We start from the raw sequence: 13,180 nt of genomic DNA, 5'->3' as shown, positions 1-13,180 counted from the left end.
GGGGGACACGGGCGCCAGGTGACCATCCCCGGATTCGCTCGTTCTGCTGAACGTGAGCACCCAGGAACTGGCTACCCCCGCCCCCGTCGACGTCGAACAGGCCGAGGCGGCGCTCGTCGAGCACTACCCCCGGCTCGTCCGCATCGCCTATCTGGTGCTGCCGCCCTCCCTCGGCCGCAACCGCCGCGTCCTGACCGCCCACGCGCTCGTGCAGCGCGCGCTGCCCCGCCGCCGCTCCCCCGGCGGCCGGGGCGCGATGCCCGGGCAGCGGCGGACGGCGGACGACGCGGTCGACCCGGGGTACGCGTACGTACGCGGCCAGGTGCTGCGCCAGGCGCTGGAGGCGGGTCTGCCGCTGAGGCGCCGGGCGTGGCCCAAGCGGGCGCAGCTGCCGCCGCTGCTGCCCCAGGTGTGGGGCCTGCGGCTGTTCCCGCGCTCCGGCGGCGCCGACGAACTGGCCCTGGACCAGCGGCTCTCGGCGCTGTCCGGGCCGGGCCGGGCGGCGTACGTGCTGCGCGGGGTGGAGCGGCAGGGCGACGCGGAGGCGTGCCGGGTCCTGAAGGCCGCCGGCGTCGAGGACCCGGAGGCGGCGCTCGCCGAGGCGGACACCCTCGAGGCGCCGGGGGAAATCAGCGCGGCCGCCCTGTTGGAGTCGCCCGAGTTCGACCCGTGCTCGCTCCAGGCCCGGCCGACGGACCTGATGCGGCGGCGCCAGCACGCCAAGGCGGCGCTGGCGGCCCTGGCGGCGGCGGTGGTGTGCGGGGCGCTCCTGGGGCTGCCGGGCGAGGGCTGGGGTCCCGACGGCGCGGCGGCTCCGGCGTACGCCCGCAACCCGGTCTCCGAGGCGGCGCTGGACCCGGCCCACCTGCGCCGGGTGGCCCCGGCCATGTGGCAGCGCTCCGCCCGTACGGACTTCTCGGTGTGGCCCGCGCGCGGCGGGCTGGTGAACGACACCGCCCTGCTGCGGCGCGCCCTCGCCGTGTGGGCGCGGCCCGGGCACACGGTGCAGGTGTCCGCGGCGCCGGGGACGCCGCCGGGGCCGCCGATGGGCCCGGCGCAGCTGCTGTTCGCCGGGGAGGTGGACCAGGCGCGGGTGGTGCTGTTCCACGACGGCCTGCGGGTGGTGCGGTACGCGGAGCCGACGGACGGTACGGCCGGGGCGGCGCTGGACTTCGTCCGTACCGACGGCGCCGACACGGCCTCGGCGGGCGCCCTGGTGGTGGGCCGTACGAAGGCCAACGTCCGCTACCTGACGGCGCCCTGGGTGCGGGACGTGGCGGTACGGGACCTGCTCAAGCCGGCCGAGGCGGCGCGTCCGCTGGAGCGGGACGCGGACGGGGTGACGAAGCCGATGCTCAGCCCGGTCGCGCCGAGCCAGTGCCGCACGTGGGACGCCCTGGAGGTGCGCGACGGCGTGACCACGCGCGTACTGACCGACCTCGGCGAGCTCACCCCCGCCCGGCTCACCTCGGGGCCGCCCTCGGCTCCGGTGGACGTGACGGACGACGCGGCGCGCGCGGAGTGGGCGCGTACGGCCTGCCTCCTGCCGATGGTGCGCTCGCACGGCGTGCGGACGGTGAACTCCTGGCGGTTCGCGCAGCAGGAGCTGCCCGCCGAGGGCGGCACCGCGCGGTGGCTGTGCACGCGCGCGGAGACCTGGCGGGGTACGGGCGGCAAGGTGCTGGCCCAGTTCCAGGCGCCCGAGGCCACCGGATCGTCCGAGCCGCACGCGGGCGCGGTGGCGGCCGGCGCGGTCGTCGCGAAGGCCGACGACTCACCGGCGTGCGGGGCGCGCGACCCGCACGTCCTGGCGGGCGCGCTGTGGAAGTCGCCCGCCGGGCAGTGGTACATGGTCGCGGCCGGGAGCCCCGAGGTGGCGTCGATCGCCGTCTCGGGCGCGGTGACGGGAGCGGCGGACGAGCGGCTGCTCGCCGTGGCGGTGAAGGGGAAGCCGGCCGAGCGGGTCGAGCTCGGCGCGCGGCTCCAGGACGGCACGAGGATCAACAGCCTGCACTGAACCGTCCTCGCGCGCGCCCGCGGCTCCCTCGAACGGTCCTCCGAACAATCGCGTGCACGACCCTGTTGCCGGCGGCGTACCCATCAGTACATTGACGCCATGTCTAATACGCAACCGGCGGCGCGGACGTCGGAGCGGAGCGAGCTGAAGGCCCGGAAGGTCTCCTTCGACTGGGAGGAGACCCCGCTCCACTGGGTTCCCGGCGACCCGTTCACCACTCACACCATCAATGTGCTGCACCTGCTGCTCCCGGCCGGGGAGCGCTGGTTCATCCACGTCTACCGGCAGGTCCTGCCGTACATCCGGGACGACCGGCTGCGCGCGGACGTCATCGGGTTCATCGGCCAGGAGGCGGTGCACTCGCAGGCGCACGACGACGTGCTGCCGCACCTGAAGAAGCTGGGGCTCGACCCGACCCCGTACACCGCGCAGGTCGACTGGCTCTTCGAGAAGCTCCTCGGGGACCGGACGCTGCCGCCCGGCAAGGCCCGGCAGTGGTGGCTCATGGAGCGGGTGGCGCTGATCGCCGCGATCGAGCACTACACCGCCTTCCTCGGCGACTGGGTGCTGGGCGCCGAGGAGCTGGACCGGCGCGGCGCGGACCCGGTGATGCTGGACCTGCTGCGCTGGCACGGCGCGGAGGAGGTCGAGCACCGCGCGGTCGCCTTCGAGCTGTTCCTGCACGTCGACGGCGGCTACCGGCGGCGCGTGCGCACGTGGGCGACGGCGTTCTCGGCGCTGGTCTTCCTGTGGCAGCGCGGGGTGCGGTTCTTCATGGAGAACGACCCCTCCCTCCTCGACGGCAAGGCGACGCTGGGGGACTTCGTCCGGCGCGGGCGGCAGGGCGTCCTGCCGTCGACCCCGGACATGCTGCGCTCCATACCCCGCTACCTGAGCCGGGCCTACCACCCCTCCCAGGAGGGCAGTACGGCCCAGGCGGTCGCCTACCTCGCCTCCTCCCCGGGCGCCAACGCATCCCACGCCGCCGGCGCCGCCCATGCCGCCCCCGCCGCCCCCGGAGGTCACTGAGCCATGCCACCCCGTCTGCGTACCGTCGTCCTCGCCACCGGAGCGGCGCTGCTGGTGAGGCGGGCCGTGCGCCGCCGCATCCAGGCGGCCCCGCTGTGGCCGCTGCCCGCCCTGGAGGAGCCCGTCTCGGGGCGGGGCCGCCGGGCGTCCACCGTGCGGCGCCGCGTGCTGGTCACCGGCCGGAGCACGCCCGCCGACGGCGTGGTCCAGCTGCGGCTGGAGGGCACCGGGCTGCCGCCGTGGGAACCGGGCGCGCACCTGGACCTGGTGCTGCCGTCGGGGCTGGTGCGGCAGTACTCGCTGTGCGGCGACCCGGCCCACCCGGACACCTACACCGTCGCGACCCGGCTCATCGAGGACGGGCGGGGCGGCTCCCGGGAGGTGCACGAGCAGCTGCACGAGGGCACGGAGGTCGAGATCCGGGGGCCGCGCAACCGCTTCCCGCTGGTCCCCGCGGAGTCGTACGTCTTCGTCGCCGGCGGCATCGGCGTCACGCCCGTGCTGCCGATGGTGCGCGCGGCGCGGGCGGCGGGCGCGGACTGGCGGCTGCTGTACTGCGGGCGTTCGCGCGCGACGATGCCGTTCCTGGAGGAGCTGGAGCGGCTGGGGAACGTCACGGTGGTGGCCGAGGACGAGGCCGGGCTGCCGGACCTGGGCGCCTTCCTGGCGGACGTGCCGCGGGAGGCCCGGGTCTACTGCTGCGGCCCGGACGGCCTGATGGACGCGGTCGCCGCCGTCCTCCCGCAGGGCGTCACCCTGCATCTGGAGCGGTTCGCGCCGGGCGGCGCCTCGGCCGCGGACGGCGGGGCCTTCGAGGTCGAACTGCGCCGCTCCGGCCGTACGGTGGCGGTGGCGGCGGACCAGTCGGTGCTCGCCGCCGTGCGCGCGGAGGTGCCGCACGTGTCGTACTCGTGCGAGCAGGGGTTCTGCGGGACCTGCCAGCAGCGGGTGCTGGAGGGCGAGGTCGACCACCGCGACGAGCTGCTGACGGACGACGAGCGGCACGACTCGATGCTGATCTGCGTCTCGCGCTGCCGCGGCGAACGGCTGGTGCTGGACCTCTGAGGCCGGTCAGGGCAGCAGGAGCCAGTCGGCGGCCAGCGCCGCCAGCAGGCCCGTGCCGAGCAGCCAGGTGCCGAGCCGGGTGCGGCCGTTGCGGCTGAGCTCGATGACGACGCCGCAGAGGATCATGGCCAGTCCGTACACGCCGACCACCAGCACGGAGGTGCGGCTGGCCAGCCGCAGCACCAGCACGACCGCCATGGCCACCAGGAGGACGGAGGCGGCGGCGATCCGCAGGCGCCGCGCCTGGCGCGGGCTGAGTCCGGGCCGTGGGGCGTGGGGGGCGGGCGCGGTTTCCTCGTCGGAGAGGCTCATGTCCGGCAGCGTAACGGAAGGTGTAGCGGGCACTGTTCGAAGGGACGGTTACGCTGTTCGGCATGACGACCGGGGTGCGCCGCAGGATGGGTGTCGAGGAGCGCAGACGCCAGCTGATCGGTGTGGCACTGGAGCTGTTCAGCCGCCGTTCCCCCGAGGACGTGTCGATCGACGAGGTGGCCGCCGCGGCGGGCATCTCGCGGCCGCTGGTGTACCACTACTTCCCCGGTAAGCAGAGCCTGTACGAGGCCGCCCTGCGGCGCGCGGCGGACGAGCTGGCGGCCCGCTTCGAGGAGCCGCACGAGGGGCCGCTGGGCGCGCGGCTGCTGCGCGTGATGGGGCGCTTCTTCGGCTTCGTGGAGGACCACGGGCCGGGTTTCGCGGCGCTGATGCGCGGCGGACCGGCCGTGGGGTCCTCCACGACGCACGCGATGATCGACGAGGTGCGGCAGGCGGCGTACGAGCAGATCCTCGCCCACCTCGGCGTGACCGACCCGCCCGCCCGGCTGGAGCTGGTCGTCCGGTCCTGGGTGTCGCTCGCCGAGTCGACGGCGCTGCTGTGGCTGGACGGGCGCCGCATCCCGCGCGCCGAGCTGGAGCTCCAGCTGGTGCACGACTTCGCGGCGCTGGCGGCGGTGAGCGCCGCGTACGACGAGGAGATGGCGGCCCTGCTGGTCCGCATGCTCGCGGACGAGCCGGCCGACGGGCCGCTGGGCGACCTCATCGGCCGGCTGGGCGCGCTGCTGCCGACGGTGCGGGCGCTGCCGCAGGTGCCGGCTCAGCGCCTGCGGTAGGACCTCTCGAAGTCGTGCGCCTCGGCGGAGAGGTGCACGGTCAGGCCCTCCACCGGCTTCACGTGGGAGGGCAGCAGGGCGAGGACGGCCTCCGTCAGCCGCCCCTTGACCTCGTCCGTACGGCCGGGTGCGAGCCGGATCGCGACGTGGATCACCGCGCCCTCGCCGGAGCCGTCGCCCACGACCGTGTCCTCGGCGCGGCGGAAACGGGACTTGCAGTTGGTGACGCTGGTGCTGACGGTGTCGGCCACCACCGGGTGCAGGGCGAGCGCGAAGCCCCGCCGGTCGAAGGCGTCCTCCAGGGAGGCCGAGTAGTCGACTCTGATGTGCGGCATGGGCGTGGTCACTCCTGTCTCGTGTGACTCGTGCGCCGTGTGAGTCGTGCGGCGTGTGAGTCCTGCGCCGCTTCACGATAAGCGGGCGCCCTGCCGTCGGCAGGGCGCCCGTGGTCAATCCGTCACCGATCTCCTCAGCTGCGGCTGAAAACCGCCACCGTGCGGGCCGGAACCGTGAAGGTGCCCGAAGTCGCCTCGTACGACGACGACTTGACCGCCGCGTCGGCGCCCCGCGCCTGGACCGGGTGCAGGGCGTAGCCCTGGCCGGCGAGTGCGGGCACCTTCTGGGCCTGCTCCCTGGGGGTGGCGTTGAAGACGACGACCAGGTCGCCCAGGCGCATGGTGATGACGCCCGGGGTCTCCTCCGTGCCGGAGAGCGGGAAGGAGAGCGCGGACTGGACCTGGTCGGCCGTGGCGAGGCCGAACGCCTTCTCCGTCGTACGGATCGTCAGCAGGTCCCGGTAGGCGGCGGAGGCGCCGGTGATCTGCGGGCAGCCCACCGTCAGGGACGGTGACGCGAGGAGCGGCTTGCCGAAGGACCACTTGTCCTTGTTGTCGGCGGCGGGCGGCAGGCCCCGCCCGAAGCCGTTGCCGGCCCGGCAGTCCCAGTTGAGGACGTTGAACCAGTCACCGCTGTCGTACGAGTTGCGGTCCAGCGACTTGGAGCGCAGCAGGTCGCTGCCCGCCTGGGAGAGCGCCGGGCCCTGGGAGAGGGCGGCGGTCGCCATGGCGAGGACCTGCATCCTGGCCCGGTCGTCGGGGGACGTGGCCGCCGGGAGCTTGAAGGCGAGCGCGTCGTACAGGGTCTCGTTGTCGTGGGCGTCCGCGTAGGCGAGGGCGTCGCCGGGGGCGGCGGCGTAGCCGGCGGGGGCGCCGTTGTAGTCGACCTCGGATCCCTTGACCTTCTTCCCGGAGGTGTCGGTGAAGGTGTAGGAGGCGAGGTTGCCGGTCAGGCCGACCTTGATCAGGTCCTGGTAGTGCAGGAGGCGGGCCTTCTGCTCGGCCGGGGTGCCGTTCGCCTTCGAGGTGTTGGGGTCGGTGTAGAGGCCGGAGGCGAAGCCCTGGACGCCGGGGTCGGCGTCGAAGGGGCCGCCGCCGCGCACCGCGTCGCGCGCCCGGTCGGAGAAGGTCGCGATGCCGGTGCCGGCCATGTTCTTCTGGGTGGCCTGGACGAAGCGGGCGTCGTCGGCGATCTCGCCGAAGTTCCAGCCCTCCCCGTACAGGATGATCTTCTTGCCGTCGACGCCGTCGCGTTCGAGGGTGAGCTCGTCGAGGGCCTGGCGGACGGCGAGCATGTTGGCCTTGGGGTGGTGGCCCATGAGGTCGAAGCGGAAGCCGTCGACCTTGTACTCCTTCGCCCAGGTGACGACCGAGTCGACGACGAGCTTGCCCATCATCGTGTTCTCGGGCGCGGTGTTGGCGCAGCAGGTGGAGGTGGCGACGGTGCCGTCGGCCAGCAGCCGCTGGTAGTAGCCGGGCACGATCCGGTCCAGGACGGACTTCTCCGACTGGCCGCTCGCGACGGTGTGGTTGTAGACGACGTCCATGACGGTGCGCAGTCCGGCCTGGTTGAGGGACTGCACCATCCGCCGGAACTCGACCGTGCGGCGCGTGCCCTCCGGGTCGGAGGCGTACGAGCCCTCCGGGACGGTGTAGTGCAGCGGGTCGTAGCCCCAGTTGTACGCGTCCTTGGCGGCGGCCTTCGCCACGCACGCCTGCTGCTCGTCGGAGTCGGGCGCGTACGCCTTCAGGTCGCAGGTGGGCGCCGTCTGGTCGGACTTCTTCTCGGGGATGGTGCCGATGTCGAAGACGGGCAGCAGGTGGACGTACGAGGTGCCGCTCGCGGCCAGCTTCCTCAGGTGCTTCATGCCGTCGGACGTGGTGTCCGTGAAGGCGAGGTAGCCGCCGGGGTGCCGGGACGTACGGTCCGCGACCGAGAAGTCCCGGACGTGCAGCTCCTGGATCTGCGCGTCGCGCAGCGGGGTCGCGGCGGGCTTCTTCAGGGTCGCCCAGCCCGCCGGGGCGAGGGCCGGGTCGGCGAGGTCGGTGACCAGGCTGCGGGCGGAGTCGGTGGTCAGGGCCGTCGAGTACGGGTCGGTGACCTTGTTGGTGACGACCTTCTGGACGCTGGGCGCCCAGACCGTCACCTCGTACCGGTAGGGCTTGTTCCGCCAGCTCGGCGGGCCGGTGACCGACCAGACGCCGGTGGCCGCGTCGCGCTTCATCGCCACGCGCTTGCCGTCGAGTTCGAGGGCGACGTTCTGCGCGGTGGGCGCCCAGACGGAGAGGGTGGGCCTGCCCTTGCGGAAGACGGGGCCGAGGCCGGCCTGCTGGGCCTTCGTGCCGTACAGGGCGTCGAGGACGCCCGGGATCTGGACGCCGGTCGCGGCGAGCAGGGCCCCGTTGGGGGCGCGGTGGGTGGCGATCAGCTGGCCGCGCAGGGCGTCACGCGCCCGGTCGCGGTCGCGCGGGTCGAGGGTGAAGGCCGGGTAGTCCTTGAGGTGCGGGTACGTCGCCTTCTGGGCGTCGGTGAGGGCCGACGGGGTGAGGCGCAGCCAGCGGCCCTCGTCGGAGAGGGCACCGCCGGGGGCGGTGATGCCGCCGTCCCGGGCGTACACGAGCTGGGTGCTGGTGCCGGGGGCGGATTTCACCTTCCAGACGATGGTGTCGGCGTCGATCCACTGCGCCTCGGCCTTGGTGAGGTCGAGGGCGGGTGCGGCGCCCGAGGTGGGCAGGAGGTAGCCGGTGTCGCCGGTGAGGAGCCAGACCTCCTTGCCGTACGTGCCGAAGTCGAGGGACCGGTCGGCGGGGATGTCCTTCTCGTCGCCCTTGTGGACGATGTAGGAGAGGGAGGTGGCCCCGGCGGCGAGCGGTACCTCGAAGGTGAGGCCGAAGGCGTCCTTCCTCACCGGCTGGAGCGGCTTGGACCAGTCGGTGGGGGTGGCGGCGCCGGTCCAGGTGTGCAGGCCCCAGCCGTCGTAGTTCCCGTCGGGGCGGTGGTAGTGGATGACGGCCTTGCCCGGGTCCTGCGGCGGGTAGGCGCCGTCGGGCGCCTTGTCCGCCTGGCCGTCCGCGCCCTGCTTGACCCAGACCTCGGCGGTGGCGGAGAGGTCGAGGACGCGCTGCGGGCCGTCGGCGGTGCCCGCCTTCTCGACGGTGTACGGGACGGACGTCGTACCGTCCTCGACCTTGACCCAGGCGAAGGCGCCGTACGCGTCACGGCCGGTGAAGGCGGCGGTGGTGGAGCCGGTCCTCAGCTGCCAGCCGTCGTAGTCGCCGTCGGGGCGCTGGTAGTGGACGACGGCGTAGTCGCGGTCGACGGCGCTGGGCTTGCCGGGCTTGGGCGCCCGGCCGGCGGTCGTGGTGGCGACGGCGCTCGCGGTGCGGCCGGTGCCGTCGACGACGACGGCCTTGTAGCGCAGGGCCGTTCCCTCGGGGGCGGTGACGGTGTGGGTGACCTTGTACGGGGCGTGGTCGGCGGAGCCGAGGACCTGCCACTTCCCGGTGCCCTGCTGGGCGGCGAAGACGACCCGGTTCAGGCCGCCGCCGTCGACGTCGGCGGTGACCTCGACGGTGCCGGTGGCTCCGGCGGCCGGGGCCTTGAGGGCGAGGGCGGGCTTGGTGGCCGGGGCCGGGACGGGCTTGCCCGCCTTGAGGACGACGGAGGACAGGGCGGGGACGGTCAGCTTCAGCTTCGCGCCGCTGCTCGTGACCGTGCCGGTGCCGGTCCCGCTGCCGCCGTACACGTAACGGAAGGCCGTGTCCGGGGAGTCGGTGGTGACCTCCACGGTCTTCGGGGCGGTGGCGTTGTTGACGGCGACGACGTACTCGGTGCGCGCCTTCGTGTCCGTACGGGAGAAGGCGTACACGCCCTGGCCGCTGTCGGCGTGGCGCTCGGTCTGGACGCCGTCGGCAAGGGCCGGGTGGGCCTTGCGGAGCTTCGCCAGCGCGGCGATGGAGCGGTAGAGGGGGTGGCCGGTGTCGTACGCGTCGGTGGCGTGCGTGCGGTCGGTGCCGAGCTGGTCGTCGTCGAGGTAGTCGGCGGTCTTCGACGCGAAGAGGGTCTGGCGGGCGTCCTTGTCGCCGCCCGCGCCGGTGAAGCCCTGCTCGTCGCCGTAGTAGACGACGGGGTTGCCGCGGGTGAGGAACATCAGCTCGTTGGCGAGCCGGTAGCGGGCCAGGAGCTCCGTGTCGTCGGCGCCGGCGTTGTCCTGCTTCAGGAAGGTGCCGAAGCGGCCCATGTCGTGGCTGCCGAGGAAGGGCACCGACTCGTAGGCGTTGGCCTTGTCGGTGGTGTAGCGGTAGTCCTGCGCGAACAGCTCGGAGAGCTTGGCGGCGGGGCCGCCCTGCGAGGCGTACCGGCGGGCGGCGTCCTGGAAGGGGAAGTCGAGGGTGGCGTCGAGCCGGCCCCGGGTGACGTAGGGGGCGGTGACGGCCGGGTCGGACGAGTACACCTCGCCGAACATGAAGAAGTCGTCACGGCCGCGCTGGGCGGCGTACGCGTCGAGGGCGGTGGCCCACTGGGTCCAGAACTCGGTGTTGACGTGCTTGACCGTGTCGATGCGGAAGCCGTCGATGTCGAAGTCGCGCACCCAGCGCTGGTAGATCTTCTCCATGCCCTCGACGACCTCGGGGCGCTCGGTCCACAGGTCGTCCAGGCCCACGAAGTCGCCGTGCGTGGAGGACTCGCCGGCGAAGGTGGAGTCGCCCCGGTTGTGGTACATCGCGGGGTCGTTGAGCCAGGCGGGGACCTTGAGGTTCCGCTTCCCCTCGGGCACGACGGGCGTGCGCGGGAAGGAGTCGAGGTCCGTCCTCGGGAAGGGCTTGGTCCCGTCGGCGTAGTCGGCGTCGTCGAAGGGGACGCCGTCCTTCGTCAGGTAGGGGAAGGCGCCCTTGGAGAGATAGGAGGAGGACTTCTCCCGGTAGTCGACGACGTCGGCGGTGTGGTTGGTGATGACGTCGAAGAAGACCTTCATGCCCTTGGCGTGGGCCTTGTCGATCAGCCTCTCCAGGTCGGCGTTGGTGCCGAAGTGCGGGTCGACCTGGGTGAAGTCGGTGATCCAGTAGCCGTGGTAGCCGGCCGAGGCGTCCTTCCCCTCGCCCTGTACGGGCTGGTTCTTGAAGATCGGCGCCATCCAGATGGCGGTGGTGCCGAGGCCCTTGATGTAGTCGAGCCTCTCCGTCAGCCCCTTGAGGTCGCCGCCCTGGTAGAAGCCCTTGTCGGCGGGGTCGTACCCGGTGGTGAGGCGCGTGCCGGTGAGCCCGCCGCGGTCGTTCTCCGGGTCGCCGTTGGCGAACCGGTCGGGCAGCACGAAGTAGAACTGCTCGCGCGTCAGGTCGTGGCGGGCGGGCTGGGCGGCGAGCGCCTTGTCCGAGGGCGGCGCGGGCGGCCTGGGCGTGGCGGCGGCCGGGAGCGCGGGCACGAGCGCGGCGAGCGTCGCCGCCGCGAGGGCGGCCGCCGTTCTGCGCGGGACGCGCGGCTGGGATCGGGGGCGTATCAAGGCGGGTTCTCCTCGGGGAGGGTTGCGGAGAAGGGGCCCCACGCCCGGGAAGCTCCGGGCGCGGGGCACAGGACGCGGGGCGTAGGGCGCCGGGCCGTGGACGTACGGCGGCGTCAGGCGCGCCAGGTGTCGTTCAGGGCGACCTTCCCGGTGGCCGGGACGGTGGCCGTGCGGTTGGCGCCGCTCTCCCAGGTGACGTTCCCGGCGGCGTCCTTGCGGACGTACTTGTACGCGAAGGAGGTGCCGGCGGGGAGCGTCACGTCGAGCTTCCAGACGGGGTACGCGGCGGGGTCGAGCTTCAGGGCGGCGGCCGGGTTCCAGTTGCCGAGGGCGGCCTGGTCGCCGGTGACGTAGATGTTCTCGCCGGGGACGGTGGTGGCGTTGACGGCGAAGGACGCGCCGCCGGTCACCGGCGTGGTGGTCCCGCCGCCGGTGCAGGTGCGCGCACCCGCGTGCAGCGCGACGGCGGTGCCCGCGCCGAGGGTGGCGGTGAACTGGCCGGAGCCGTTGACGGTCACGGTCCGGTGGGACTGGACGTCGCAGTAGTCGCCGGCGGGCAGCGACGTCTGGAAGGTGCGGGTGAGGGCGGACGTCTCGTGGTTCAGGGCCACGTACGCCTTGGTGCCGCGCCCGAAGGCGATGGCGTCGCCGCCGTTGTCCCACCAGTTCGTGACGCCCTGACCGCGGGCCACGTTCCGGAAGGCGACCATGGAGGCGACCTCGCGCCAGGCGTGCTGGCACTTCCAGCCGTCGCTGTAGCAGGCGTTCACCTGGCCGCCGGAGGGCGGGCCGGCGTCCTTGTCGGTCCACTCGTAGCCGGAGTGGACGTCCGGGGAGCCGTACGGCCAGGCCAGCATGAAGACGTTCGCCAGCGTGTAGGCGGAGCCGTTCTTGTAGTTCAGGGTGTCACCGACGCGCTCGGTGTCGTGGTTGTCGACGAAGACGGCGGACTTGCCGGACTCCATGTAGCCCCAGGCCTCGCCGAAGTTCTTCAGGTGGGTGAGGCTCTCGCTCTGGAACATCCGCTTCAGGTCGCGGGCGTAGCGGAACTCCTGGACGTCGCCGTTGCCGAGGTACTCGCTGGGCGAGACGGCCTCGCCGGCGCCGTGTATCGCCTCCTGCTTCCAGTAGGCGCCCGGGTTGGTGAGCTTGGCCTTGATGGCGGCCAGGTCGTTCGCCGGCATGTGCTTGGCGGCGTCGATGCGGAAGCCGTCGACACCGAGCGACAGCAGGTCGTTCAGGTAGCCGGCGATCTTGGTGCGGACGTACTCCTCACCGGTGTCGAGGTCGGCGAGTCCGACGAGCTCGCAGTTCTGGACGTTGGCGCGGTCCTGGTAGGTGGTGATCTGGGCCGTGCAGTCGTCCATGTCCGGGGCGGAGTACAGGCCGGGGTAGCCGTACTTGGTGTACGCGCTGCCGCCGGTGCCGGTGCCGTTCCCGGCCGCCATGTGGTTGATGACGGTGTCGGCGACGACCTTGACGCCCGCGCCGTGGCAGGCGTCGACCATGTTCTTGAACTCGGCGCGGTCGCCGAGACGGCCCGCGATCTTGTAGCTGACGGGCTGGTACGAGGTCCACCACTGGCCGCCCTGGATGTGCTCCTGCGGCGGCGAGACCTGGACGTAGCCGTATCCGGCCGGGCCGAGCTGCTCGGTGCAGGCCTTCGCCACGGAGGCGAAGTTCCACTCGAAGAGCACGGCGGTGACGTCCTTGGTGCCGGGCGGCGCGGCCTGCGCGGGGGTGGGGGGCGCCGTGAGGGCGACCGCGGCCCCCGCCACGACGGTGGCGAGGGCGAGCGCGGCGGCCACGGGCTTTCTGGCCATGTTTCCTCCTGGGGAAGGGAGGTGCGGATGCGACGGTGCAGCCTCGTGCGGCAACGCGCCATGCCCGCAAGGCCTGTGGAGTTGAAGGTTCTTGCTGCAAGAAAGCAGCAACAGTTTTCGGTCGAGACCGTACGAGCCGCCCGGCCTCCGGTCAACCCCTCGGACACAGTCCGGTTACACCCTGGAAATCCGCGGGTGTCCTCGCTGCAAGCTCTTTCGCAAGCAGTTGCAGCGGTGCTACGTTCAACCAGCGCTCCGGTCCGGTCGGCCGAGGGTCCCCGTCAACCCGGGGCTCCCACGCGCC

At 73.0% G+C, this 13,180-nt stretch carries 8 protein-coding genes; 4 read left to right on the top strand and 4 right to left on the bottom strand.

Annotated elements, in window-relative coordinates; translation table 11 throughout:
* The first annotated feature begins 43 nt into the window (after positions 1-43).
* The 3 genes from AC07FJ_RS02660 to AC07FJ_RS02650 all read left to right on the top strand — a co-directional run bounded on the left by AC07FJ_RS02660 (position 44) and on the right by AC07FJ_RS02650 (position 4,111).
* On the top strand, positions 44-2,017 hold the full coding sequence (locus AC07FJ_RS02660; protein WP_479045263.1) for a hypothetical protein: 1,974 nt from the start codon (positions 44-46) through the stop codon (positions 2,015-2,017).
* Between the two features lie 99 nt (positions 2,018-2,116).
* On the top strand, positions 2,117-3,046 hold the full coding sequence (locus tag AC07FJ_RS02655) for a metal-dependent hydrolase (RefSeq protein WP_479044510.1): 930 nt from the start codon (positions 2,117-2,119) through the stop codon (positions 3,044-3,046).
* Positions 3,047-3,049: 3 nt separating this feature from the next.
* On the top strand, positions 3,050-4,111 hold the full coding sequence (locus AC07FJ_RS02650; protein ID WP_479044508.1) for a PDR/VanB family oxidoreductase: 1,062 nt from the start codon (positions 3,050-3,052) through the stop codon (positions 4,109-4,111).
* A 6-nt stretch (positions 4,112-4,117) separates the two neighbouring features.
* Here AC07FJ_RS02650 and AC07FJ_RS02645 read toward each other — a convergent pair whose 3' ends face one another.
* On the bottom strand, positions 4,118-4,423 hold the full coding sequence (locus AC07FJ_RS02645) for a hypothetical protein (protein ID WP_361414315.1): 306 nt from the start codon (positions 4,421-4,423) through the stop codon (positions 4,118-4,120).
* 62 nt (positions 4,424-4,485) lie between these two features.
* Here AC07FJ_RS02645 and AC07FJ_RS02640 point away from each other — a divergent pair, with 62 nt between their 5' ends.
* Positions 4,486-5,217 (top strand): TetR/AcrR family transcriptional regulator, encoded by a 732-nt coding sequence (locus tag AC07FJ_RS02640; protein WP_468295386.1) that lies wholly within the window; start codon positions 4,486-4,488, stop codon positions 5,215-5,217.
* Here AC07FJ_RS02640 and AC07FJ_RS02635 read toward each other — a convergent pair.
* The 3 genes from AC07FJ_RS02635 to AC07FJ_RS02625 all read right to left on the bottom strand — a co-directional run bounded on the left by AC07FJ_RS02635 (position 5,202) and on the right by AC07FJ_RS02625 (position 12,876).
* Positions 5,202-5,552, bottom strand: a complete 351-nt coding sequence (locus tag AC07FJ_RS02635) for a 5-carboxymethyl-2-hydroxymuconate Delta-isomerase (RefSeq protein WP_361414311.1) — start codon at positions 5,550-5,552, stop codon at positions 5,202-5,204. The two genes, AC07FJ_RS02640 and AC07FJ_RS02635, sit on opposite strands and share 16 nt — an antisense overlap.
* A gap of 134 nt (positions 5,553-5,686) precedes the next feature.
* A complete protein-coding gene (gene pulA / locus AC07FJ_RS02630) occupies positions 5,687-11,053 on the bottom strand; it encodes a pullulanase-type alpha-1,6-glucosidase (protein WP_479044504.1) in 5,367 nt (1,788 codons plus the stop codon).
* Between the two features lie 113 nt (positions 11,054-11,166).
* A complete protein-coding gene (locus tag AC07FJ_RS02625; protein ID WP_479044503.1) occupies positions 11,167-12,876 on the bottom strand; it encodes a carbohydrate-binding module family 20 domain-containing protein in 1,710 nt (569 codons plus the stop codon).
* Positions 12,877-13,180 lie beyond the last annotated feature (304 nt).

This window comes from Streptomyces sp. NPDC045998, assembly GCF_056430285.1.
Note: the sequence above shows the minus strand (reverse complement) of the source record. Positions and strands in the feature narration are given on the sequence as shown.

What these genes read in the sequence shown, in the direction of transcription:
- AC07FJ_RS02650 (WP_479044508.1), top strand. Translation starts at nt 3,050, where the DNA reads ATGCCACCCCGTCTGCGTACCGTCGTCCTCGCCACCGGAGCGGCGCTG.
- AC07FJ_RS02625 (WP_479044503.1), bottom strand. Translation starts at nt 12,876, where the DNA reads ATGGCCAGAAAGCCCGTGGCCGCCGCGCTCGCCCTCGCCACCGTCGTG.
- AC07FJ_RS02640 (WP_468295386.1), top strand. Translation starts at nt 4,486, where the DNA reads ATGACGACCGGGGTGCGCCGCAGGATGGGTGTCGAGGAGCGCAGACGC.
- AC07FJ_RS02645 (WP_361414315.1), bottom strand. Translation starts at nt 4,423, where the DNA reads ATGAGCCTCTCCGACGAGGAAACCGCGCCCGCCCCCCACGCCCCACGG.
- AC07FJ_RS02655 (WP_479044510.1), top strand. Translation starts at nt 2,117, where the DNA reads ATGTCTAATACGCAACCGGCGGCGCGGACGTCGGAGCGGAGCGAGCTG.
- AC07FJ_RS02635 (WP_361414311.1), bottom strand. Translation starts at nt 5,552, where the DNA reads ATGCCGCACATCAGAGTCGACTACTCGGCCTCCCTGGAGGACGCCTTC.